Origin of the sequence: Streptomyces flavidovirens DSM 40150, assembly GCF_000429085.1 — a bacterium.
Classification (GTDB): Bacteria; Actinomycetota; Actinomycetes; order Streptomycetales; family Streptomycetaceae; genus Streptomyces; species Streptomyces flavidovirens.
The window spans coordinates 282,746-305,014 of the sequence record NZ_AUBE01000004.1 but is presented as its reverse complement, the minus strand read 5'-3'; the positions used below and the strand labels follow the sequence as shown (position 1 = coordinate 305,014).

The 22,269-nt window shown below is 70.6% G+C and carries 21 protein-coding genes and 2 tRNA genes; 15 read left to right on the top strand and 8 right to left on the bottom strand.

Features of this window, described 5'->3' with window-relative positions; all coding sequences use genetic code 11:
- Positions 1 to 166 precede the first annotated feature (166 nt).
- The 4 genes from G412_RS0108730 to G412_RS0108720 all read left to right on the top strand — a co-directional run bounded on the left by G412_RS0108730 (position 167) and on the right by G412_RS0108720 (position 3,352).
- Positions 167 to 1,300, top strand: a complete 1,134-nt coding sequence (locus G412_RS0108730) for an SDR family oxidoreductase (RefSeq protein WP_028811762.1) — start codon at positions 167 to 169, stop codon at positions 1,298 to 1,300.
- A gap of 80 nt (positions 1,301 to 1,380) precedes the next feature.
- Positions 1,381 to 1,842 carry a molybdenum cofactor biosynthesis protein MoaE gene (locus tag G412_RS0108725; RefSeq protein WP_028811761.1) on the top strand — a complete coding sequence of 154 codons (462 nt, stop codon included), beginning with the start codon at positions 1,381 to 1,383 and terminating at the stop codon, positions 1,840 to 1,842.
- Between the two features lie 151 nt (positions 1,843 to 1,993).
- Positions 1,994 to 2,164 (top strand): hypothetical protein, encoded by a 171-nt coding sequence (locus G412_RS40080; RefSeq protein WP_167546446.1) that lies wholly within the window; start codon positions 1,994 to 1,996, stop codon positions 2,162 to 2,164.
- 99 nt (positions 2,165 to 2,263) lie between these two features.
- Entirely contained in the window at positions 2,264 to 3,352 is a 1,089-nt protein-coding gene (locus tag G412_RS0108720) for a YlbL family protein (protein ID WP_028811760.1), read from the top strand.
- Between the two features lie 47 nt (positions 3,353 to 3,399).
- Here the strand turns inward: G412_RS0108720 and G412_RS0108715 are convergent, their stop codons facing one another.
- The gene (locus G412_RS0108715; protein WP_244282887.1) at positions 3,400 to 3,966 is read right to left on the bottom strand and encodes a PPA1309 family protein; all 567 of its coding nucleotides are present in this window, start codon (positions 3,964 to 3,966) and stop codon (positions 3,400 to 3,402) included.
- Between the two features lie 127 nt (positions 3,967 to 4,093).
- On the opposite strand from G412_RS0108715, the gene G412_RS0108710 reads away from it, so the two are divergent.
- The 4 genes from G412_RS0108710 (at position 4,094) to G412_RS0108695 (ending at position 9,742) form a co-directional block, all read left to right on the top strand.
- Entirely contained in the window at positions 4,094 to 7,015 is a 2,922-nt protein-coding gene (locus G412_RS0108710) for a UPF0182 family membrane protein (RefSeq protein WP_078606879.1), read from the top strand.
- A gap of 42 nt (positions 7,016 to 7,057) precedes the next feature.
- Positions 7,058 to 7,131, top strand: a tRNA-Met gene (locus G412_RS0108705).
- A gap of 213 nt (positions 7,132 to 7,344) precedes the next feature.
- A complete protein-coding gene (locus tag G412_RS0108700; protein ID WP_028811757.1) occupies positions 7,345 to 9,570 on the top strand; it encodes a tetratricopeptide repeat protein in 2,226 nt (741 codons plus the stop codon).
- Positions 9,571 to 9,668: 98 nt separating this feature from the next.
- A tRNA-Met gene (locus tag G412_RS0108695) sits at positions 9,669 to 9,742 on the top strand.
- Between the two features lie 142 nt (positions 9,743 to 9,884).
- On the opposite strand, the gene G412_RS0108690 is transcribed toward G412_RS0108695, so the two are convergent.
- Positions 9,885 to 10,301, bottom strand: coding sequence for a Fur family transcriptional regulator (locus G412_RS0108690; protein ID WP_028811756.1), 417 nt, complete (start codon positions 10,299 to 10,301; stop codon positions 9,885 to 9,887).
- A 141-nt stretch (positions 10,302 to 10,442) separates the two neighbouring features.
- On the opposite strand from G412_RS0108690, the gene G412_RS0108685 reads away from it, so the two are divergent.
- Positions 10,443 to 11,894: a catalase gene (locus tag G412_RS0108685; RefSeq protein WP_028811755.1), complete on the top strand. Its 1,452-nt coding sequence runs from the start codon at positions 10,443 to 10,445 to the stop codon at positions 11,892 to 11,894.
- A 78-nt stretch (positions 11,895 to 11,972) separates the two neighbouring features.
- Here the strand turns inward: G412_RS0108685 and G412_RS0108680 are convergent, their stop codons facing one another.
- Together G412_RS0108680 and hisN are read right to left on the bottom strand one after the other, a co-directional pair.
- Positions 11,973 to 12,386 (bottom strand): CBS domain-containing protein, encoded by a 414-nt coding sequence (locus G412_RS0108680; protein ID WP_028811754.1) that lies wholly within the window; start codon positions 12,384 to 12,386, stop codon positions 11,973 to 11,975.
- 184 nt (positions 12,387 to 12,570) lie between these two features.
- Entirely contained in the window at positions 12,571 to 13,365 is a 795-nt protein-coding gene (gene hisN / locus G412_RS0108675; protein ID WP_028811753.1) for a histidinol-phosphatase, read from the bottom strand.
- A gap of 158 nt (positions 13,366 to 13,523) precedes the next feature.
- Here hisN and G412_RS0108670 point away from each other — a divergent pair, with 158 nt between their 5' ends.
- Positions 13,524 to 14,252 (top strand): TetR/AcrR family transcriptional regulator, encoded by a 729-nt coding sequence (locus G412_RS0108670; RefSeq protein WP_028811752.1) that lies wholly within the window; start codon positions 13,524 to 13,526, stop codon positions 14,250 to 14,252.
- On the opposite strand, the gene G412_RS0108665 is transcribed toward G412_RS0108670, so the two are convergent.
- From G412_RS0108665 to G412_RS0108650, 4 genes are all read right to left on the bottom strand, one after another.
- The gene (locus tag G412_RS0108665) at positions 14,218 to 14,541 is read right to left on the bottom strand and encodes a DMT family transporter (RefSeq protein ID WP_028811751.1); all 324 of its coding nucleotides are present in this window, start codon (positions 14,539 to 14,541) and stop codon (positions 14,218 to 14,220) included. The genes G412_RS0108670 and G412_RS0108665 overlap by 35 nt on opposite strands.
- 91 nt (positions 14,542 to 14,632) lie before the next feature.
- Positions 14,633 to 15,643 (bottom strand): ribosome small subunit-dependent GTPase A, encoded by a 1,011-nt coding sequence (gene rsgA, locus G412_RS0108660; RefSeq protein WP_028811750.1) that lies wholly within the window; start codon positions 15,641 to 15,643, stop codon positions 14,633 to 14,635.
- A 14-nt stretch (positions 15,644 to 15,657) separates the two neighbouring features.
- The gene (gene aroA / locus G412_RS0108655) at positions 15,658 to 17,001 is read right to left on the bottom strand and encodes a 3-phosphoshikimate 1-carboxyvinyltransferase (RefSeq protein ID WP_028811749.1); all 1,344 of its coding nucleotides are present in this window, start codon (positions 16,999 to 17,001) and stop codon (positions 15,658 to 15,660) included.
- A 105-nt stretch (positions 17,002 to 17,106) separates the two neighbouring features.
- Positions 17,107 to 17,820 (bottom strand): M50 family metallopeptidase, encoded by a 714-nt coding sequence (locus G412_RS0108650; protein ID WP_028811748.1) that lies wholly within the window; start codon positions 17,818 to 17,820, stop codon positions 17,107 to 17,109.
- Positions 17,821 to 17,869: 49 nt separating this feature from the next.
- Between G412_RS0108650 and G412_RS0108645 the strand changes: the two genes are divergently transcribed.
- The 5 genes from G412_RS0108645 to G412_RS0108625 all read left to right on the top strand — a co-directional run bounded on the left by G412_RS0108645 (position 17,870) and on the right by G412_RS0108625 (position 22,254).
- Positions 17,870 to 18,685: an SOS response-associated peptidase gene (locus G412_RS0108645; RefSeq protein ID WP_028811747.1), complete on the top strand. Its 816-nt coding sequence runs from the start codon at positions 17,870 to 17,872 to the stop codon at positions 18,683 to 18,685.
- A 118-nt stretch (positions 18,686 to 18,803) separates the two neighbouring features.
- A complete protein-coding gene (locus G412_RS0108640) occupies positions 18,804 to 19,448 on the top strand; it encodes an alpha/beta hydrolase family protein (protein WP_244282886.1) in 645 nt (214 codons plus the stop codon).
- Positions 19,449 to 19,682: 234 nt separating this feature from the next.
- On the top strand, positions 19,683 to 20,342 hold the full coding sequence (locus tag G412_RS0108635) for a sigma-70 family RNA polymerase sigma factor (RefSeq protein WP_028811745.1): 660 nt from the start codon (positions 19,683 to 19,685) through the stop codon (positions 20,340 to 20,342).
- Positions 20,339 to 20,665: a mycothiol system anti-sigma-R factor gene (gene rsrA / locus G412_RS0108630; RefSeq protein ID WP_028811744.1), complete on the top strand. Its 327-nt coding sequence runs from the start codon at positions 20,339 to 20,341 to the stop codon at positions 20,663 to 20,665. The genes G412_RS0108635 and rsrA overlap by 4 nt, the downstream gene beginning before the upstream one ends.
- Before the next feature lie 164 nt (positions 20,666 to 20,829).
- Positions 20,830 to 22,254: an HD-GYP domain-containing protein gene (locus G412_RS0108625; RefSeq protein ID WP_028811743.1), complete on the top strand. Its 1,425-nt coding sequence runs from the start codon at positions 20,830 to 20,832 to the stop codon at positions 22,252 to 22,254.
- Positions 22,255 to 22,269 lie beyond the last annotated feature (15 nt).

Genomic DNA, 22,269 nt, shown 5'->3' with positions numbered 1-22,269 from the left:
CGGCTCCGGCCGGCGGCAGCTGCCCGACATCACCACCCAGCGTAGACACCGGAGCCGGATAAGGGCTCGGTGCTCCGCCGGGACTCTGCCTGCGGCAGGATGGACGCCACCTGGTACGCACGCGCCAAGGCGTGTACGTACTGAAGACAACCGCTGGAGACGCCCGGTGAGTTCCCCAGATCCGCAGGTTCGCGCATCGCAGAGCGCTGAAGTTCGCCAGAGGCGAAACGACTCGTCCCCGACAGCCCGCGGTCCCGTCGTCGCGGTCACGGGTGCCGCCTCGGGCATCGGCGCGCTGCTCACCCGGCGCCTTGCCGCGTCCGATGAGATCAAACAAGTCGTCGCCATCGACGAGCGCCGGGGCGACGTCGCCGAGGCGCAGTGGCACGTCCTGGACGTACGCGACCCGGCGATCGCGGAGAAGCTGCGGGGCGCCGACGTCGTCGTGCACCTCGCGCTCGACCTCGACCTGGAGTCGGACCCCGCCGCCCGTACGGCGTACAACGTGCGGGGCACCCAGACGGTGCTCACCGCGGCCGCGGCCGCCGGCGTCCACCGGGTCGTGCTGTGCACGTCGGCGATGGTCTACGGCGCGCTGCCCGACAACGACATCCCGCTGTCCGAGGACGCGGAACTGCGCGCCACCGCGGAGGCCGCCGGTGTCGGCGACCTCCTCGAAATCGAACGCCTCGGCCGCCGTGCGCCCCGCGCGCATCCCGGCCTCAACGTCACCGTGGTCCGCCCCGCCGTCCTGGTCGGTGGTACGGACACCGCGCTCACCCGGTACTTCGAGTCGCCCCGTCTCCTCGTCGTCGCCGGCTCCCGCCCCACCTGGCAGTTCTGCCACGTCGAGGACCTGGTCAGCGCGCTGGAGTACGCCGCCCTCGAGAAGGTCGACGGCGAGCTGGCGGTCGGCTGCGACGGCTGGCTGGAACAGCCGGAGGTCGAGGAGCTCAGCGGCATCCGGCGCATGGAGCTGCCGTCCGCGGTCGCCCTGGGCGCCGCGGCGAGGCTGCACCGGATCGGTCTGACGCCCTCCCCGGCCGGGGACCTCGCCTACACGATGCATCCGTGGGTGGTGAGCGTGAGCAGGCTCCACGAGGCGGGATGGCGGCCGCAGTGGACCAATGAGGAGGTACTCGCGGAACTGCTGGAGGAGGTCGCCGGCCGGCACACCGTCGCGGGTCGCCGCCTCGGCCGCAAGGACGCCACCGCGGCGGGCGCCGCGGGCGCCACGGTCGCACTGCTGGGCACGGCAGCGCTGGTACGCCGCGTACGCAAGGCGCGGGGCCGCATGTAGGACCCTCCATACGAAGGGCCCGTACAGCCGGTCGAAAGCGCTATTCCGCAATGTCACCGCGGTACGGCACGATGGGCAGCATGGCAGGCACGTATTCCCACCCGGGCGAGCAGGCGGCGCAGGACCCCATCCGGCTGCTGGCGATTCGCGACACCCCGCTCTCCGTCGACGAGGTCTTCAGAGCCGTGGGGGATGACGCCGCGGGCGGAACGGCGCTGTTCGTCGGCACCGTGCGCAACCACGACGGGGGCGCCGACGTGGACAGGCTCGGCTATTCCTGTCACCCCTCGGCCGAGGACGAGCTGCGCCGTGTGGCCGAAAAGGTCGCCGCGGAATTCCCGGTACGCGCACTGGCGGCCATCCACCGTGTGGGTGACCTCGAAGTCGGCGACCTCGCGGTCGTCGTGGCGGTCTCCTGTCCGCACCGGGGCGAGGCATTCGAGGCCTGCCGCAGGCTGATCGACGACCTGAAGCACGAAGTGCCGATCTGGAAACACCAGAGCTTCTCCGACGGTACGGAGGAATGGGTCGGCGCGTGCTGACTCGTCTGCCGTCGGATCTCCGCTGAAACCCGGGTGGCGCCCAAGCGCCCCGATTTGCGTAACCGGGCCCCTGCCGTGAGCGTTGGACGCACCGGTGGCTAATCTGCTGATCGGCCGAATGCGGTCGGTCCCTAGGGGTCGGGAGGTCGGAATGGCGGCACTCGCGTGGTTGCTGATTCCGCTTTTCGCTGCACTTGGTGCTGCGATATGGGGAAGCTGGGCAGCCAGAAATCGAACGGCCGGCGATGTCTCCGAACTCGCCGGCTACGCGCGGTTCCGTGAGGCGATGGAGAAATCCCACTCCGGTACCGACGCCGTCTGACCACGCGTGATGTGGCCCCGACCGTACGAGCGAGCCGTGAGGTCCCGGACGGACCGGCCCCAGGGGTGGACTGACAGACCCGTCCCGTACTGTCGTTCCATGCCACGCCGCACAGTGACGATGCTCGCCTCCACGCTCATGCTGATCGCGCTGCTGTGCGCGGGCGTATTCATCCCTGTCCCGTACTCGGAGATGTCTCCCGGCCCGACGGTGAACACGCTCGGCGAGGCCAAGGGCGAGCCGGTACTGCGGATCTCCGGTCGCAAGACGTACCCCACGAGCGGGCATCTCAATATGACGACGGTCAGAGTCACCGGCGCGGACTACAGGATGAACCTCGTCGAGGCGGTCTACGGGTGGCTCGCGCACGACAGCGTGGTGGTTCCGCACGACACCCTCTACCCCGACGGCAAGACCGAGGAAGAGTCGACGCAGGAGAACGCCGAGGAATTCAGCCAGTCGCAGGAGAGCGCCAAGACCGCCGCTCTGCGGGAACTGGATATTCCGGTGCGGACCCGGGTCGTGGTTTCGACCGTTCTCAAGGACAAGCCGGCCGAGGGCAAGCTGCACGCGGGTGACGTCATCAAGGCCGTGGACGGTACGGCCGTCAAGGAGCCTGAGGACGTCGCCGAGCTCGTCGGCAAGCACAAGCCCACGCAGAAGGTCGTCTTCACGATCGTCCCGGCCAAGGACGCGGCGGCGGCGGAGAAGGCGGGCAAGGAGCCGGTGGGCAGCGAGGACATCGCCATCACCACGGAGAAGGCCGGAGACGACGGCCGGGCGCTCGTCGGTATCCAGGCGGGACCCGACCACACCTTCCCGTTCACCATCGACATCAAGCTGGCGGACGTCGGTGGCCCCAGCGCGGGCCTGATGTTCTCGCTCGGCATCGTCGACAAGCTCACGCCCGGTCCCCTGACGGGCGGGAAGTTCGTGGCGGGCACCGGCACGATCGACGAGGACGGCAAGGTCGGCCCGATCGGCGGCATCGAGATGAAGACCGTCGGCGCGCGCAACGCGGGCGCCGAGTACTTCCTGACGCCCGCCGAGAACTGCGCGTCCGCCGCCACGGACATCCCCGACGGTCTCACCCTGGTGAAGGTCAGGACGATCGACGACGCCAGGAAGTCGCTGGAGAAGATCCGCGAGGGGGACACGGCCGGCCTGCCGCAGTGCACGACAGGCTGACGCCGGCAGCCGGCCACCGGCGACCGTGCCCCCACCGGATCCGGGGCCTACGCCTCGAAGGTCGCGGCCAGTGCCTCGGCCAGCCCCGGAACGAGCATGGCGCCGGTGAGCACCTCGGTCGGGGAGTCCTTCTCCCGCAGCCGCAGCGCGGACTCGCGTACGCCGTTGCGCAGCACGGCCACCGTCATACGGACCTCCTGGCGGTCGGGGTGCTTCGCGACCCACTTCGCCAGCTCGGCCTCGTTCATGCCCTCGGGTACGGACGCCTCGGCGGACGGCGGAAGCATCAGCCGCTCCACCGTCAGCGCGCAGCCGGCCACCGCGTCGGGCCAGGCGATCGTCGCGAGGAACTCGTCGAGCGCGGTGCCCGGCGGGATCTCCTCCTGTTCGACAGGGGTGAGCGTGGCTGCCGCCTCGCCCTCGGCGAGACCGAGCTGGGCGGCGAGGCCCGGCTCCTGGGCACGCAGCTGGGCGGTGTCGACGAGGGCGAACAGCCTCGCGGGCTGGTCCCAGCCGAGACCGGCGGTGTATTCGTCGATTTCGAGCACGGCGCGGGTGAGCGGGCTCGTGGCCATGGGGGGCCCGGAGGGGGAAACGTTGGACATGGTCGACATCCTGCCTCCTTCGGACCCCAAAGCGGGAACTGAGTAAAGCTTCAGTAAGTTGCATGAGTGGGCTCTACGATCGCGGAGCCTGCTCCTACGACAGCGAACTTTCGAGGTGCGCACCTTGGCTTTCCAGATGCCGGACCGCGGCGGAGGCCCGACAGGGCCACGGATCAGAGTCGGCCGCCCGTCCCGGCGTGTCCGTACCCTGCTGATGACATTGGGCGTTCTGGCCGTCCTGGCCATGGCTTTCGTCATGTTCGCCGGGTTCTGGACGGACTGGCTCTGGTACCGCTCGGTCAGATATTCGTCCGTTTTCACCACCACCCTGTGGACCAAGATCGGCCTCTTCGCCGTCTTCGGCCTGCTGATGGCCCTGGCCGTCGGCGTGAACATCTGGCTCGCGCACCGGCTCAGGCCGCCGCTGAGCGCGATGTCGCTGGAGCAGCAGAACCTGGACCGCTACCGGATGGGCATCGCCCCGTACAAGAAGTGGGTGCTCCTCGCGGTCACCACTCTGGTCGGGCTGATCGCCGGAGCCTCCGCTTCCGGGCAGTGGCGTACCTGGCTCATGTGGGTCAACGGCGTGCCCTTCGGCCAGAAGGACCCGCAGTTCCAGCTCGACGTGTCGTTCTTCGCGTTCGACCTGCCCTGGTACCGCTTCCTGCTCGGCTTCGGCTTCGCGGCCACCGTGCTCTCCCTGATCGCCGCCGCGATGGTGCACTACCTGTACGGCGGCCTGCGGATCACCAGTCCGGGCGCGCGGGCCACCGCCGCGGCGACCGGACACCTGTCGGTGCTGCTCGGCCTCTTCGTGGCGCTGAAGGCCGTCGCGTACTGGCTCGACCGGTACGGCCTCGCGGTCAAGTCCAGCGACTTCAAGGCCACGGGCAACTGGGCCGGTCTGCGGTACGTCGACGCCAACGCCTACCTCCCGGCGAAGACGATCCTCTTCTGCATCGCCGTCATCTGCGCGCTGCTGTTCTTCGCGACGCTGTGGCGCCGCACCTGGCAGCTGCCCGTCATCGGCTTCGGCCTGATGGTGCTCTCGGCGATCCTCATCGGCGGGCTCTACCCGGCGATCGTGCAGAAGTTCCAGGTCCAGCCGAACGAGCAGGCCAAGGAAGCGCCGTACATCAAGAAGAACATCGACGCGACGCGTAAGGCGTACGACATCGATGACGCGAAGGTGGACGACTACCAGGGCGTCGGCGACAGCAAGGACAACGCCCGGCTGCGCAAGGACGCCGACACGGCGGCCAGCTACCGGCTGATCGACCCGAACGTCGTCCCGCCGACCTTCGACCAGCTCCAGCAGGAGCGCAAGTACTACCAGTTCCCCGCGACGCTGGACGTGGACCGGTACAAGGGCCAGGACACGGTCGTCGGTCTGCGCGAGCTCGACCTCCAGGGCATCCCCAAGCGGAACTGGATCAACGACCACTTCACGTACACCCACGGATACGGCGTGGTCGCGGCCAAGGGCACGGCGGTCAAGCCGGACACCGAGGGCGCCCCGGACTTCACCGAGTCCGGCCTGCCGTCCCAGGGCATGCTCGGCAAGTACGAGCAGCGGATCTACTACGGCGAGAAGACCGAGCAGTACTCGATCGTGGGCGGCCCGCAGAAGGAGCTCGACTACGAGAAGAACGGCGAGCCCACCAAGACCACCAGCTACAAGGGCAAGAGCGGCGTCAATCTGTCGAACGCGCTGAACCGCGCCGCGTACGCCGTGGCCTTCAGTGAGCCGCAGATCCTCTACTCGGGAGCCATCGGCGAGGGCTCGCGGATCCTCTACAACCGCACGCCCAAGGAGCGCGTCGAGGCGGTCGCGCCGTGGCTGTCCCTCGACGGCGACGCCTACCCGGCGGTCGTCAACGGGCGGGTCCAGTGGATCGTCGACGCGTACACCACCACCAACGGCTACCCCTACGCCTCGCGTACGACGCTGGGGGACACGACGGCCGACTCGCTGTCGCAGACCGACAGCCAGCGCGCGGTGATCGCCCAGCAGAACCAGGTCAACTACATCCGCAACTCGGTGAAGGCCACCGTCGACGCGTACGACGGCACGGTCCAGCTGTACCAGTGGGACACCAAGGACCCGGTGCTGAAGACCTGGATGAAGGCGTTCCCGGACACGGTGAAGCCCAAGGGCGACATCGCCCCGGCGCTGATGGAGCACCTGCGCTACCCGCAGGACCTCTTCAAGGTGCAGCGCGAGCTGCTCACCCGCTACCACGTCGAGAGCCCGTCGCAGTTCTACAGCGGCAGTGACGCGTGGCAGGTGCCGGACGACCCGACGACGGGCGAGAAGAGCTCCGTACCGCCGTACTACCTGAGCCTGAAGATGCCGCAGGAGCAGGACCGGAAGTTCTCGCTGACGACGACCTTCACCCCCAACGGGCGCCCGAACCTGGGAGCGTTCATGGCGGTCGACGCCGACGCGTCGAGCAAGGACTACGGCACGATAAGGCTCCTGAGAGTCACGGGCGACGTCCCTGGACCGCAGCAGGTGCAGAACCGGCTCAACAGCAATGCCGAAGTCGCCGAGTTCGTCAGGAACATGAAGGGCGCCAACTCGGACATCGAGTACGGCAACCTGCTGACGATCCCGCTGAACGACGGCTTCCTGTACGTCGAGCCGGTGTACGCCCAGGGCAACAACGCCTATCCGCTCCTGAAGAAGGTCGCCGTCTCGTACGGCAGGGAGACCGTCTTCAAGAACACGCTCGGTGAGGCGCTGAACGCCGTCTTCGGCGAGGAGGGCGAAACGCCGCCACCGCCGGGCGACGGTGACGACGACACCACCAGGCCGCCGTCCGACGGCGACGTGTCGCTCCAGAAGGCCATCGAGGACGCCCAGAAGGCGTACGACGAGGGCGAGGAGGCGCTGAAGCAGCAGGACTGGACCGCGTACGGCGAGGCGCAGGAGAAGCTCCAGGACGCGCTGCAGCGGGCCGCCGACGCGGAGGCCAGGACCGAGACGCCGGCCACGCCCGGCGCCGAGGGCAAGCAGGCCGGGCAGGACGAGAAGGGCGACCAGAAGGGCAGCTGAGCTGGGACATCCCCGCGCCGTGGTACTGTTTGAACACAACGGCGCGGGGTGGAGCAGCTCGGTAGCTCGCTGGGCTCATAACCCAGAGGTCGCAGGTTCAAATCCTGTCCCCGCTACTGAAGAAGAAGACGAGGGCCCGGATCTCGAAAGAGATCCGGGCCTTTGTTGTGCGCGCGGATGCTCGCGCGCCCGTGCGAAGCGTCGTTCTGGGGGGCGGAGTTGGGGATTAGGCGTTTGGAGTGTCTCTCTGTGGGCATGTCGACAAAACGCTGAAGTGACCTCACTGGCTGCGGTATACCAGGTGTACGCGGGTTGCGGGTGGTGCGACGATGGCTTTTATGGGGGACAGGGCAACTCTGTTGGAGACAGGGCGGTTTGTGCAGCGACACCAGGAGCACGCTGTTGACACCGTGGATACCGCCGAGGACGAGACCGAGGCGAGGCACCGCCGCGCCGCTGAGAACGGCGACACGGAGTCCATGAGCGTGCTCGGCTCGCTGCTGCTGCGCCGCGGCGACCTCGACGGCGCCGAGCCGCACCTGCGCGCCGCGACCGCCGACGGCGACCGCGCCGCCGCGAACAATCTTGGTGTTCTCCTCCACCAGCGCGGATACGCCGACGAGGCGGCCGGCTGGTGGCGCATCGCCGCCGTGGCCGGGTCCGCGGCCGCCGCGCACGCGCTCGGCCGCCACTACCGGGAGCGCGGCGACGAGCCCGCCGCCGAGTACTGGCTGCGCCAGTCCGCCGAGCAGGGGCACGCCCTGGGGGCCTACGCCCTCGCCGACCTCCTGGAACACCGCAGCGACGTGGGCGCCGAGCGGTGGCTGCGCGCCGCCGCCGAGCAGGGGCACCGCGAAGCGGCGTACCGCCTGGCCCGCACGCTGGACCGCCGCGCCGCCGCCGAGGCGCGAACCGGCGTGGCCGCCGCCGGGATGGCCGGCGGCGGCGTGGCCGGCGGCTCCGGATCCCGCACCGGTGCCGTCAGGGGCCGTGGCCACCTCGACTTCGACACGGGTACCCGCCTCCCCGGTGCCGGTGCGGTGGCGGGTACCGGCCACGGCACCGGCACCGGCTCCGGTCTCGGCTCCTCGGGCACGCGTTACGCGGGATACGGGGGGGCCGGCGACGGCTCCCCTACGGGCACTGGACCGGTTGCCGGGGAGTCCGGTGGTACGGGCCCGGTCACAGGGACGCGCCGGGCTCCTGTGGACACTGAGCCGGTTGGTGCGGGTCCGGGGGCCGGCACCGGTACGCGTCACGCCGTGGGGAGCGGAAGCCGTCGTACCGGCGCCGGGCAGCACAGCACGGGGACCCGGCACTCGGGGACCGGTGCCGGGACGGTGCCTCCTGCCGTGGAGGCCGAGCAGTGGTACCGGCAGGCCGCCGCGCGCGGGCACCGGCGTGCCGCCCTGCACCTCGGCGCCATCCTGGAGGAGCGCGGCGAACTCAAGGAGGCCGGCCGCTGGTACCTCACCTCCGCCAAGGACGGCGAGGCCCGGGCCGCGTGCGCGCTGGGCTTCCTGCTGCGCGACGCCGGTGACGAGGAGAGCGCCGCCGTGTGGTGGCTGCGCGCCGCCCAGGACGGCGACGGCAACGCGGCCAACGCGCTGGGCGCTCTGCACGCCGCGCGCGGTGAGCAGCAGACCGCCGAGCGCTGGTACCGCGCCGCCCTCGACGCCGGTGACGTGAACGGCGCGTACAACCTCGGGCTCCTCTGCGCCGCCCAGGGGCGTACCGCCCAGGCCGACCAGTGGTACCGCCGCGCCGCCTACGCGGGCCACCGCGAGGCCGCCAACGCGCTCGCCGTCCTGCTGCTCCAGGGCGGCGACGCGGCCGGCGCCGAGCCCTGGTTCTCCAAGGCCGCCGAGGCCGGCAGCGTCGACGCCGCCTTCAATCTCGGCATCCTCTACGCGGGTCGCGACGACGACCGTACGGCCTTCGTCTGGTACGAGCGCGCCGCCGCCGCCGGGCACACGGAGGCCGCACTCCAGGTCGGCATCGCCCTGCTGCGCGACGGCGAGGAGCAGGACGCCGAGCGGCATCTGCGCTGCGCCGCGGGCAGCGGCAGCGCCGAGGCGGCCTTCCGCCTCGCCACGCTGCTCGACCGCAGGCAAGCCCCCGCCGGCCCGCCCGGGCTCGGCGAGACGCTGAACGAGAAGACCGAGTGCGAGGAGTGGTACGAGCGGGCCGCCGAGCAGGGCCACCGCCGCGCGCAGGTGCGCGTCGGCATGCTCGCCGCCGGCCGGGGCGACCTGGAGGGCGCCGCGCGCTGGTACCGGGAGGCCGCCGAGGCGGGCAGCCGCAACGGCGCCTTCAACCTCGGTCTGCTGCTGGCCCGCGAGGGCAGCGAGCCGGAGGCCGCCCTGTGGTGGTCCCGCGCCGCGCATGCGGGCCACGGCCGCGCCGCGCTGCGCCTCGCGCTGCTCGCCGCCCGCCACGGCGAGCTGGACGAGGGCGAGCGGTGGTGCGCGCGGGCCGTCGAGCTCGGACCGGCCGAGGTCGCCGAGCGCGCGGCGCGCCTGCGCGAGGCGCTGCACCAGGAGCTCACCGCGTAGACCGCGTGGGGCAGAGGGTGCCGGCGGATCGTTTCTTCACCGCGTACGGGAACGGATTTGCGCTGGTCGGTGGTGCGACGTACAGTCGTGTTTACCGACGCGGGGTGGAGCAGCTCGGTAGCTCGCTGGGCTCATAACCCAGAGGTCGCAGGTTCAAATCCTGTCCCCGCTACTGAAGAAGTAGCCGAAGGCCCGGATCTCGAAAGAGATCCGGGCCTTCGTCGTATACGGACACAGGCGCGCGCACCTGTACGTGCGTGAAGGGCCCGGCACCGGAATCCGGTGCCGGGCCCTTCACGCGGTGCGGGGCGGTGTCAGGCGGAGGCGCAGTTGGGGCACGTGCCCCGGTAGGTCACCTCTACGTCCGAGATCGTGAAGCCGAAGCGCTCGGAGTCCGGCAGGTCCGAGAGCGGATTGCCGACCGGGTGTACGTCGCGTATGGCGCCGCACCGCGCGCACACCAGATGCTGATGCGGGCGGTGGGCGTTCGGGTCGTACCGCTTCGCCCGGCGGTCCGTGGACACCTCGATCACCTCGCCGAGGGACACCATCTCGCCCAGCGTGTTGTACACGGTCGCCCGCGAGATCTCGGGCAGCTTCGCCACGGCGCGCGCGTGCACCTCGTCGGCGGTCAGGTGGATGTGGTCCCCGTCGAGGACTTCGGCCACGACGCGCCGCTGAGCGGTCATACGCCAGCCGCGTCCGCGCAGTCGTTCCAACAGGTCACTCATGGGACCAGCCTAACAGTGGAGGGACTCTGTCCCGAACAGGTGTGACTTTGGATGTTTGCTTGACTTAGACATTGTCCATTCTAGGATCGGGAGCGGCAAACGCCAAGGACAGGACTTGCAGGTATGACGCAGGAGGCGCACGTGACGCAGGGACCGCTTACCACGGAGGCCGGCGCGCCGGTCGCCGACAACCAGAACAGCGAGACCGCTGGCGTAGGCGGCCCCGTTCTGGTTCAGGACCAGGCACTGCTCGAAAAGCTGGCGCACTTCAACCGTGAGCGCATCCCGGAGCGCATCGTTCACGCGCGTGGCGCCGGCGCGTACGGCACCTTCACCGTGACCCGCGACGTCACGCAGTGGACGCGCGCGCAGTTCCTCTCCGAGGTCGGCAAGAAGACCGAGACCTTCCTGCGCTTCTCCACCGTCGCGGGCAACCTCGGCTCCGCGGACGCGGTGCGCGACCCCCGCGGTTTCGCGCTGAAGTTCTACACGGAGGAGGGGAACTACGACCTGGTCGGGAACAACACGCCCGTCTTCTTCATCAAGGACGCCATCAAGTTCCCCGACTTCATCCACACCCAGAAGCGCGACCCGTACACCGGCTCGCAGGAAGCCGACAACGTGTGGGACTTCTGGGGCCTGAGCCCCGAGTCGACGCACCAGGTGACCTGGCTGTTCGGTGACCGCGGCATCCCGGCGACGCTGCGCCACATGAACGGGTACGGCTCGCACGCGTACCAGTGGAACAACGAGGCCGGCGAGGTCTTCTGGGTCAAGTACCACTTCAAGACCGACCAGGGCATCAAGAACCTCACCACCGACGAGGCCAACCGCCTCTCCGGCGTCGACCCGGACTCGCACCAGCGTGACCTGCGCGAGGCCATCGAGCGCGGCGAGTTCCCGTCCTGGACCGTGCAGGTGCAGATCATGCCGGCGGCCGAGGCGGCGACGTACCGCTTCAACCCGTTCGACCTGACCAAGGTCTGGCCGCACGCGGACTACCCGCCGATCGAGATCGGCAAGCTGGAGCTCAACCGCAACCCGGAGAACATCTTCGCCGAGGTCGAGCAGTCGATCTTCAGCCCCGCGCACTTCGTGCCGGGCATCGGGCCGTCCCCCGACAAGATGCTCCAGGGCCGTCTCTTCGCGTACGGCGACGCCCACCGCTACCGCGTCGGCATCAACGCCGACCACCTGCCGGTGAACCGCCCGCACGCCACCGAGGCGCGGACGAACTCGCGTGACGGCTACCTGTACGACGGCCGCCACAAGGGCACCAAGAACTACGAGCCCAACAGCTTCGGCGGCCCCGCCCAGACGGGCAGGCCGCTGTGGGAGCCCGTGCCGGTCACCGGTGCCACGGGCAACCACGAGGCCCCCAACCACCCCGAGGACAACGACTTCGTCCAGGCGGGCAACCTCTACCGCCTGATGTCCGAGGACGAGAAGGGCCGTCTCGTCGACAACCTGGCCCAGTTCATCTCCAAGGTGTCGCGCGACGACATCGCGGAGCGCGCGGTCAACAACTTCCGTCAGGCCGACGGTGACTTCGGCAAGCGGCTGGAAGCCGCGGTCCAGGCCCTGCGCGGCTAGTACGGACCGCTTGTCGTAGGCGGAGGGCCGGATTCCCCCAGGGGAGTCCGGCCCTCTTTCGCGCTCAGTGCCCGGTGTTCAGCCCACCAGGGCGTCCGGTTGCGGGTGGGCCCGCCTGCGGCCGGGTGCCCAGCAGCGGATGATGTCGCGTACGGAGACGACGCCCACGGGGCCTTGGCCGTCCAGCACGATCAGGTGTCGGAAGCCGCCGTGCGCCATGGCGTCGGCGGCGTCCTCCAGCGTCCAGGACGGCGCCGCGAAGACGACGTCGGTGGTGGTGTGGGTGCCGGCCGTCTCCAGGTCGGGGTCCTGGCCCGACCCGACGGAGATGAGGATGTCGCGTTCGGTCAGAATGCCGAGTCCGCCGGCGTCGGTGTCGAGGACGACGGCCGCCCCGACGCGGCGCTCCGCCATCAGACGGGCTGCCTGGCGGAGCGTGTGGGCGGGGCCGATGGTGAGGACCACCGTGCTCATGGCGTCACGGACGAGCATGGACGGAGCCACCTCCTTGGTGAAGCGGGCATCGAGCGATACGAGAACCGATTCACAAGTTCACAAGTGGGGGGACTCACAGAGTGGCAGCCGGACGGGAAGGCAACAAGGGGGCGCGGAAGGGTGTTTGCGGCGAGCGCACGCCTCCGTGCGCCGGTGTCCGGCGCACGGAGGGCCGCAGCCGCTAGCCGCGCAGGTAGTTCAGCATCTCCTCGTGGAGCAGGCCGTTGGACGCCGCCGCGTTGCCGCCGTGAGGGCCCGTCACCCCTTCGAGGGAGGTGAAGACGCCGCCCGCCTCCTGGACGATGATCGCGTTCGCGGCCATGTCCCAGAGCGAGAGCTCAGGCTCCGCGCAGATGTCCACCGCTCCTTCGGCGACCATCATGTACGGCCAGAAGTCGCCGTATCCGCGCGTCCGCCAGCAGTCGCGGGTCAGGTCCAGGAAGCCGTCGAGTCGGCCCCGCTCCTCCCAGCCGCTGAGCGAGGAGTACGCGAAGGACGCGTTCGCGATCTCGTTGACCTTGGAGACGTGGAGGCGGGTCGCCGAGGTGAGGCTGCGCCCCGTGTACGCTCCGGCGCCCTTCGCCGCCCACCAGCGGCGGCCCAGCGCGGGCGCGGACACGACGCCCATCACGGGCTGGAAGCCGTGCTCGCCCGCCTCCATGAGTGAGATCAGCGTCGCCCAGACCGGCACACCGCGCACGTAGTTCTTGGTGCCGTCGATCGGGTCGACCACCCAGCGGCGCGGGCCCGTGCCCTGGAGCCCGTACTCCTCGCCCAGAACGGCGTCACGCGGCCGGCCGCGGTGCAGATGGCTGCGGATCAGCTCCTCGGCGGCCTTGTCGGCCTCCGTCACCGGCGTCATGTCCGGTTTGGTCTCGACCTTGAGATCCAGAGCCTTGAAGCGCTCCATCGTCGTGGCGTCCGCGGCATCCGCGAGGACATGGGCAAAGCGCAGATCATCGTGATAGTCGGGCATGACTGAACAGTATCGACCGCGTTGTGCCCAAACCACACGGTCTCGCTGTGCGGGCCTGGTCCCGCCTCCGTACGCGCCGGACGCCACGGCGCGCGGGCCATTGACAGTGCCCGGCGGCGCGTCAACCCTGAGACCGGAGCAGCCGGGGAGGCAACGCGATGCCCACAGCGCGAGAGGCCGTGTTGGACGCCGCCCTCACCGCGCTCGCGGGCCGGCCCTGGTCCGGGGTGCGGATGGTCGACGTGGCCGCGGCGGCCGGTGTCTCGCGGCAGACCCTCTACAACGAGTTCGGCAGCAAGGACGGCCTCGCCCGCGCGCTGGTGCGCCGTGAGACCGACGGCTATCTGGCGGGCGTCGAGCGGGCGCTGGCCGGCGGGACCGCCCACCGGACAGGCAGCCGGACAGCAGACCGGACCGTCGGCCCGGCGGCCGCGCGGACGCCGGGCGTCCATGACCGGCTCGTGGCCGTCGCCGAGTGGACCGTCGGCGCCGCCCGCACCAGTCCGCTCGTGCGCGCCCTGCTCACCGGCTGCTGGGGCGAGCGGCTGCCCGCGCCTCGCCCCGCGAGGTACACCCTCAGCGTCTCGGTGCCCCCGGTGCCCGCCCAGCGCCGGGCCGACGACGGTTCACCGGGGCCCGCCGAGCTGCTCGCGGCGGTACGGGACAGGGCGCTTGCCGCGCTCGGGACCGGACGTACGAAGGCGGAGGCAGCGGACATCGCGCACCGCTGCGAGCTGACCGTCCGCCTCGCGCTCTCGTACGTCGTCGCACCCACCGCGTCGGTGGACGACTTCGCGCGGCTCCTGCGGACCGCCCTCGGCGGGGCGGGTCACGGCGGGCCGGGGCGCGGCGTCAGTGGGCCGAGCCCGAGAGCTGGAGCCCGATGACGCCGATGATCACCAACGAGATCGAGACCAGCTTCAGCGTCGAGACCACATCGCCGAGGAAGACCATCCCGTAGATCGCGGTGCCGGCGGCGCCGATGCCGGTCCACACCGCGTACGCCGGTCCCACGTCGAGCTTCTTCAGCGCGAGCGTCAGCAGGCCGAAGCTGCCCAGCGCGAACGCGGCGAAGGCGACCGTCGGCCAGAGCCGGGTGAACCCGTGGGACAGCTTCAGGCACACGGCGAAGCCGGTCTCCAGCAGTCCCGCCACGATCACCAGCAGCCACGCCATGGTCGGTCGCCTCCCCGCGTCGGTGACTGCTTCGTCTGACTCGGTGCGATTATGCACTTACCAGACGCCAACAGGCGTAAACGTGACGCGGTCAGTCGCCTTCGCGCCGCTCGCGCGTGGCCAGCAGCCGGCGCAGCGAGTCCAGCCTGGCCGGGTCGGCGTGACCGTCGGCCACCCACTGGTCCAGCGCGCACTCCGCCTCGTCGTGGCTGCAGCCGCGCGGGCAGCTCTCCGTCCCCGGCTCCAGGTCGGGGAAGGCGAGGATGACGCGCGACGGGTCCACGTGGTTCAGCCCGAAGGAACGGACGCCGGGGGTGTCGATCACCCAGCCGGGCACGCCCGTGAGCGGCAGCGCGAGCGCCGAGGTGGTGGTGTGCCGGCCGCGGCCCGTGACCGCGTTGACGACGCCGGTCGTACGCCAGAGGTCCTTCGGTACGAGCGTGTTGACCAAGGTCGTCTTGCCGACGCCCGAGTGGCCGACGAAAGCCGTCACCTTGTCCTCGAGGTGCTTGCGCACCAGCTCGGTCGCCGCGCCGTTCTCCAGCTCCTCGCGGCTGGTCACGACGTAGGGGACGCCGAGCGGCCGGTAGGCGTTCAGGAGGGTGTCCGCCGGGGCCAGGTCCGCCTTGGTCAGCACGAGGAGCGGAGTGAGCCCGGCGTCGTACGCCGCGACCAGGCAGCGGTCGATCATGCGCGGGCGCGGCTCGGGGTCGGCCAGCGCGGTGACGATCGCCAGCTGGTCGGCGTTGGCAACGACCACCCGCTCGAACGGATCGTCGTCGTCGGCGGTACGGCGCAGCACCGAGCGGCGCGGCTCGACCCGGACGATGCGGGCCAGGGTGTCCTTGTCGCCCGTCAGGTCGCCGACGATGGCGACCCGGTCACCCACGACGACGGACTTGCGGCCCAGCTCGCGGGCCTTCATCGCGATCACCGTACGGTCGTCGACGAGGCAGGTGATGCGGCCACGGTCGACGGTCACGACGAAGCCTTCGACGGCGTCCTCGTGCTTGGGGCGGGTATGGGTGCGAGGCCGGTTGCCCTTGCGGTTCGGGCGGATCCGGATGTCGTCCTCGTCGGGGTTCTTGCCGTAGCGGCGCATGTCGTCAGGCCCCGTCAGTTTCCGTCGAGCATTCCGGTCCACATCTGCGGGAAGTCGGGCAGTGTCTTGGCGGTGGTCGCCACGTTCTCGATCTGTACGTCCTTGACGGCGAGGCCGATGATCGCGCCCGCGGTCGCCATGCGGTGGTCGTGGTACGTGTGGAACGTCCCGCCGTGCAGGCGGCGCGGCCGGATGCGCAGCCCGTCCTCGGTCTCGGTGACGTCGCCGCCGAGCGCGTTGATCTCCCTGGTGAGGGCGGCCAGCCGGTCGGTCTCGTGCAGCCGCAGGTGCGCGACGCCGCGCAGGACGGACTCGGAGTCGGCCAGGGCCGCGACCGCCGCGATGCCGGGGGTCAGCTCGCCGACGTCACTCAGATCCACGTCGATGCCGCGGACGGTGCCCGTACCGGTGAAGGTGAGGCCCTGCTCGGTGAGCTCGCAGGAACCGCCCATCTCGGTGAAGATCTCGCGCAGCGCGTCACCCGGCTGAGTGGTGCGCTCGGGCCAGTCGGGGATGGTGACGCGGCCGCCGGTGATCAGGGCGGCGGCGAGGAACGGCTGGGCGTTGGACAGGTCGGGCTCGATGGTCAGGTCGCGGCCGAGCAGGGCGCCGGGGGAGACCCGCCAGACGTTGGGCTCACCGCCGGACTCGGGGGTGTCGACCTGGGCGCCGACCGCGCGCAGCATGTCGACGGTCATCAGGATGTGCGGCATGGAGGGGAGGGTGGCGCCGGTGTGACGTACCTCCACGCCCTGGTTGAAGCGCGGGGCGGACAGCAGGAGCGCGCTCACGAACTGCGAGGACGAGGACGCGTCGATGTCGACCGCTCCGCCGTCCAGTGCGCCGCTGCCGTGCACGGTCAGCGGGAGCGCGCCGCGGCCGTCGTCGTCGATACGGGCGCCGAGGGTGCGCAGCGCCTCGATGACCGCGCCGAGGGGGCGTTCGTACGAACGGGGATCGCCGTCGAAACGGACGTCGCCGTCGGCGAGCGCCGCGACGGGCGGCAGGAAGCGCATCACCGTGCCCGCGTTGCCGACGTCGACCGTGGCCGGGCCGTGCAGACCCGCCGGGATGACGCGCCAGGCCTCGCCGGAGCCGTCGAGCTCGCCCGTGGCGGACGAGCTGGACGACACGGTCTCCTCGATGCCGACGCCCATCGCGCGCAGCGCGTCGGCCATCAGCAGGGTGTCGCGGGAGCGCAGCGGGTGGCGCAGCCAGCCGGGCTCGGCGGCGAGGGAGGCCAGGACGAGAGCACGGTTGGTGACCGATTTCGATCCGGGCACGGTGACGGTCGCGTCGACGGCTTCGCTCGCGCGGGGGGCGGGCCAGAGGGCGGGGTGCACGGGGCTTTCGGTCATGGCCATCACTTTAATGGCTCGCGGGGAACCCGGATCTTGATCAAATGTGGCGAAACCGGGGCGTAACTCATTGGTGCTCGTGTGCTGCGCGCAGTAACGGCGGGTTCACAGCCCGAGCAGCCAGCGGCCGCCGCCCAGCAGCGCGCAGACCGACACCGTGTGGAAGAACAACAGCCACACCAGGGCCGGTACGTGCGTGAGCCGCGACAGCTGGTCGGCGTCCGAGTCCGGGGCGCCGCCGTGACGGCGCTTCGACTGGAGCTCGAAGGCGGGTCGGATGCCACCGATGAGCATGAACCAGACGGCGGCGTAGGCGAAGGCCGCCTGCACCTGCGGGGCCGTCAGCCAGGAGATGAGGAGGAAGGCGGCGCCGGTGACGATCACGGTCAGGGCGCCGTACGCGTTGCGGATCATCACCAGCATCGCGAGCAGCAGGGCAGTCGCGATCCACAGGAACAGCGTGATGTGGTTGGCGGCGAGCAGCCAGGCGCCGCCGACGCCCAGGAGCGAGGGGGCGGTGTATCCCGCGGCGGCCGTGAGGATCATGCCGATGCCGGTCGGCTTGCCCCGGCTGACGGTGAGGCCACTGGTGTCGGAGTGGAGACGTATGCCGTCCAGGCTGCGGCCCGTGAGCAGGGCGATCAGGCCGTGGCCGCCCTCGTGGGCGATGGTGATGGCGTTGCGCGCCAGACGCCAGACGGGGTGCGGGACTACGACGGCGAGTGCGGCGACGGCCGTTGCGAGCACAAGCCACTGGCCGGGATCGGGCTGCGTACCGAAGATGCGGTCCCACAGATCGCCGAGCTGGGTGCTGTCCATTTTCCGGGCGGCTCCTTGAGGTGCGGGCAGTCGTGGCAGTCTGGCACTTATGTGCGGACGGTATGCAGCGAGCCGGAGGCCCGAGGATCTCGTCGGGCTGTTCGATGTGCAGAAGTGGGAGCCCAAGGAGGCGCTCGCACCGGACTGGAACGTGGCGCCCACGAAGGAGGTGCACGTCGTACTTGAGCGTCCTGTGAAGGACGCACAGGACAAGCAACCGGTTCGGCAGCTGAGAAAGCTGAAGTGGGGGCTCGTGCCCTCATGGGCGAAGTCACCCGAGGGCGCGGCACGGATGATCAACGCGCGGGTGGAGACGGTGCACGAGAAGCCGTCGTTCCGGCGGCTGTTCGTCTCGCGGCGCTGCCTCATTCCGGCCGACGGTTACTACGAGTGGGTCACCGGGACCGGCGAGCGGCGGCTGGAGGAGCAGGGGAAGAAGAAGCGGCCACGAAAGCAGCCGTACTTCGTGACGCCGGCGGACGGGTCGGTCATGGCGATGGCGGGACTGTACGACTTCTGGCGCGACCCGACGCTGCCGGAGGGACATCCGCAGGCGTGGTGGGTGACGTGCACCGTCATCACCACCGAGGCGGAGAAGTCGCCGCTGGCGGTCGCGCCGGCCGCCGGGCCGGGATCGCTGGCCGACATCCACCCCCGGATGCCGCTGATGCTGACGCCGGACCGGTGGGACGCGTGGCTGGACCCGGCCCGTACGGACATCGAGGCCCTGGAGGAGCTGGTGGCGCCGCCGCCGGGCGGGCTGATGCGGGCTTATCCGGTGACCACCGCTGTGAGCAACGTGCGCAACAACGGGCCGGAGCTGCTGGAGGAGCTGCCTGCGCCGGAGGTGGAGACGCTGTTCTGACCCCCACCGGGGGCGGTGGGGCGCTGCCCCCGGGCCCCGCTCCTCAAACGCCGGACGGGCCGGGATGCGGGGGCGGCGGTGATTGAGCACGCCGCGCCGCAGGCGCAGGATGGGTGCCGTGACGCACAGTGAGACGGTTGAGACGGTTGAGACGGACGTCGGGCAGGCGCGCATCACCTGGGCCGAGGCCCCGGCGCCCTGGGCCGTGCTGGCCGTGAGCCATGGCGCGGGCGGCGGGATCGGGGCGCGGGACCTTCAGGGGCTCGCGGCCGCGCTGCCCGCGCGCGGAGTGAGTGTTGCCCTGGTGGAGCAGCCCTGGCGGGTGGCGGGCAAGAAGGTCGCCCCCGCGCCCAAGACCCTGGACGCCGGATGGCGCGGGCTGTGGCCCGCCCTGCTCCGGCCCGGACTGCCGGTCGTGTCCGGCGGTCGCAGCGCCGGGGCGCGGGTGGCGTGCCGTACCGCCGCCGAGCTGGGCGCGCACGCCGTGCTCGCCCTCAGCTTCCCGCTGCACCCGCCCGGCCGGCCCGAGAAGTCGCGGGCGGACGAGCTGCTGGGCGCCGGTGTCCCCACCTTGGTCGTACAGGGCGGAAACGATCCCTTCGGGAAGCCCGAGGAGTTCCCCGACGGGGCGTACGACCTCGTGGAGGTGCCCTACGGGGATCACGGGTTCGCCGTACCGAAGAAGGCGGGAACCACCTCGGAAGAGGTCGTCGGAACGATCACGGACGCGGTGGGGAACTGGATCGACGGGCTGCGGGAATGATGAGCGCCCCACCTCTGTTATTGCGTGCGTCGACATACACCGCACGTACGTGGAGAGGGAGTCCGCCGCATGGGATCGACCATCTGCCCGAGCCGCTCGAACACCGCTGACCTGGAGTGGACGGTGCTCAGTGCGGCCAAGGCCGCCCCTCGCCGGGCGGCGGCCGGGCAGGATCGTCGTCTATCCTCCGATTCGAGCGGGTCCGCATTCGGCCCCGCCACGGCGTTGGAGGAGGTGGGTCCGGTCACTGGGACCGACACAGGGACCGACGACGGCCAGGCGGCGGAGGAGAGCACCGTCGAGCGCAACGCGCGTTTCGAACGCGACGCGCTGGGTTTCCTCGACCAGATGTACTCGGCCGCGCTGCGCATGACGCGCAATCCGGCCGACGCGGAGGACCTGGTGCAGGAGACGTATGCCAAGGCGTACGGGTCCTTCCACCAGTTCCGTGAAGGTACGAATCTGAAGGCGTGGCTTTACCGCATTCTGACGAACACCTTCATCAATACGTACCGGAAGAAGCAGCGGGAACCTCAGCGCAGTGGTGCCGAGGAGATCGAGGACTGGCAGCTCGCGCGCGCCGAGTCGCACATGTCGACCGGCCTGCGTTCCGCCGAGTCGCAGGCGCTCGACCACCTGCCCGACTCGGACGTCAAGTCCGCGCTGCAGGCAATCCCCGAGGAGTTCCGCATCGCGGTCTACCTCGCGGATGTAGAGGGCTTTGCGTACAAGGAGATCGCGGACATCATGGGAACACCCATCGGCACGGTGATGTCCCGGCTGCACCGGGGCCGCCGCCAGTTGCGCGGCATGCTGGAGGACTACGCACGTGAGCGCGGGCTGGTCCCGGCGGGTGCCGGCGAGTCGAACAACGGGAAAGGTTCGGGCTCATGAGCTGCGGAGAGCCGCACGAGACTGACTGCTCTGAGGTCCTGGATCATCTCTACGAGTTCCTCGACCACGAGATGCCCGACAGCGACTGCTCGAAGTTCGAGTCGCACTTCGAGGAGTGCTCCCCGTGCCTGGAGAAGTACGGCCTCGAACAGGCTGTGAAGAAGCTGGTCAAGCGCTGCTGCGGCAGTGACGACGTACCGGCCGACCTGCGGTCCAAGGTCATGGGCCGTATCGACCTGATCCGGTCGGGGCAGGCCGTGCCCGAGCAGGACGTGACGGCCACGACGGCCGCCGACCTGCCGGCCGCCGCCAACGAGGCGTAGCCTCCCCGCTCACCCCGCTCCTTCCCCCTCATCGCTTGTCGCGAAGTCGGCCGATTATCACTCGAAGGTGCTAATCGGCCGCTTCGTCGTCTCCGGCTCCGGGCAACTCGCTAGCCTGGCGCACGAATTGTGGCGGGCGTACCGGGACAACAGGAGCGAAGCCGGTGAGAGCTCTATCAGTGACGGCGCGTGCGTACATTCTGTGTGCGCTGGTCGCGGCCGTCTGCTGCGCGCTCCCCGCTCTGCGGCCGGGCGCCGGCACCCCCTGGGCGACCACCGCGCTGCTCGCCGCCCTCTACACCGCGTGCGAGCTGCTCGGGCGGCGGCCGTTCCTCGTGAGTGCGGTGCGGGTCGGCGCGGGCTCCTTCTTCCCGGTGCTGTTCGCCGCCGTACTGCTGCTGCCGCCGTCGGCCGCCGCGCTCGTCGCCGTACCCGGTGCGCTCGTCGGCCATGTCGAGCGGCGCCCGCGCGCGGTACGGCGGGCCTGGCGGGCGGCGCAGCTCGCGCTCGCCGCGTGGGCCGCGGCGCACGTCTGCACGTTCCTGGACGGCGGTGCGTCGCTGGGGGGCGGGGCGGTCGGTGCGGCGCCCGATTTTCCGTACGTCCTGCTGCCCGCCGGGGCCGCCGTCCTCGCCTTCTGCCTGGTCCTGACCGCCCTCGACGGCGGCATCCTCTGCACCGCTGAGCGGCTTCCCGTGCGTACGGCGTGGCGCGGGCTGCTGCTGCGGTCGGTGGCGCCGCACTGTGTGCACGGGCTCGCCGGGCTGATGATGGCGGTGCTCTGGCGCAGTCCGTACGGGGCGCTCGCCGCGCTCTTCGTCCTGCTGCCCATGTACATCTCCTGCTGGGTCTTCGCGCAGTACCACCGCGAGCGCGCCGCCCACCAGGCGACCATCCGCGCCCTCGTGCAGGCGGTCGACATCAAGGACCAGTACACCCGTGGGCACAGCGAACGGGTCGGCCGCGCCTCCGTGATGATCGCCCGCGAGATCGGCATGGACGAGGACCGCGTCGAGGTCCTGCGCTTCGCCGGCATCCTGCACGACGTCGGCAAACTCGGCGTCCCCACGCGGCTGCTCCGCAAGGACGGGCCGCTGACCCCCGAGGAGCGGCGGATCATCGAGCTGCATCCCGAGTACGGGCACGAAATGGTCCGGGGCATCGGCTTTCTCGGGGAGGCGCGGGCGGCGATCCTGCACCATCACGAGCGGCTCGACGGGAGCGGTTATCCGTACGGGCTGGCGGGTGGCCAGATTCCGGAGTTCGCGCGGGTCGTCGCCGTGGCGGACGCGTTCGACGCGATGACGTCGACGCGGTCGTACCGGCGGGCGCGGCCGGTGGCGACGGCGCTGCGCGAACTTGAGCGGTGCGCGGGAACACAGTTCGATCCGCGGATGGTGGAGGCGCTCACCAGGGCGCTGGCCCGCCAGGGCTGGCACCACCGGGTCACTTCGGACGAACAGTCCGACCCCAGAGGAAACGTCCCGCCACTGCGTGGGGGCGACGGCTCCTGCGGCCCTGTTCCGGGCGGGGACGCCGTCCCCCCGGTCGCCGCGGCGCGGTCCCACGAACCGGGCCGGCCCGCATGAGCCCCGCTCCGGCGT

Coding starts and splice junctions, on each gene's coding strand:
- G412_RS0108680 (WP_028811754.1), bottom strand. CDS start 12,386: ATGCTCGTCCGTGACGCCATGAGCACGGTGGTCCTCACCATCGGCCCC.
- G412_RS0108710 (WP_078606879.1), top strand. CDS start 4,094: ATGCCGGACCGCGGCGGAGGCCCGACAGGGCCACGGATCAGAGTCGGC.
- aroA (WP_028811749.1), bottom strand. CDS start 17,001: ATGACCGAAAGCCCCGTGCACCCCGCCCTCTGGCCCGCCCCCCGCGCG.
- G412_RS0108715 (WP_244282887.1), bottom strand. CDS start 3,966: ATGTCGACCATGTCCAACGTTTCCCCCTCCGGGCCCCCCATGGCCACG.
- G412_RS0108645 (WP_028811747.1), top strand. CDS start 17,870: ATGTGCGGACGGTATGCAGCGAGCCGGAGGCCCGAGGATCTCGTCGGG.
- G412_RS40080 (WP_167546446.1), top strand. CDS start 1,994: ATGGCGGCACTCGCGTGGTTGCTGATTCCGCTTTTCGCTGCACTTGGT.
- G412_RS0108670 (WP_028811752.1), top strand. CDS start 13,524: ATGCCCACAGCGCGAGAGGCCGTGTTGGACGCCGCCCTCACCGCGCTC.
- G412_RS0108700 (WP_028811757.1), top strand. CDS start 7,345: ATGGCTTTTATGGGGGACAGGGCAACTCTGTTGGAGACAGGGCGGTTT.
- G412_RS0108665 (WP_028811751.1), bottom strand. CDS start 14,541: ATGGCGTGGCTGCTGGTGATCGTGGCGGGACTGCTGGAGACCGGCTTC.
- G412_RS0108650 (WP_028811748.1), bottom strand. CDS start 17,820: ATGGACAGCACCCAGCTCGGCGATCTGTGGGACCGCATCTTCGGTACG.
- G412_RS0108690 (WP_028811756.1), bottom strand. CDS start 10,301: ATGAGTGACCTGTTGGAACGACTGCGCGGACGCGGCTGGCGTATGACC.
- G412_RS0108725 (WP_028811761.1), top strand. CDS start 1,381: ATGGCAGGCACGTATTCCCACCCGGGCGAGCAGGCGGCGCAGGACCCC.
- hisN (WP_028811753.1), bottom strand. CDS start 13,365: ATGCCCGACTATCACGATGATCTGCGCTTTGCCCATGTCCTCGCGGAT.
- rsrA (WP_028811744.1), top strand. CDS start 20,339: ATGAGCTGCGGAGAGCCGCACGAGACTGACTGCTCTGAGGTCCTGGAT.
- G412_RS0108720 (WP_028811760.1), top strand. CDS start 2,264: ATGCCACGCCGCACAGTGACGATGCTCGCCTCCACGCTCATGCTGATC.
- rsgA (WP_028811750.1), bottom strand. CDS start 15,643: ATGCGCCGCTACGGCAAGAACCCCGACGAGGACGACATCCGGATCCGC.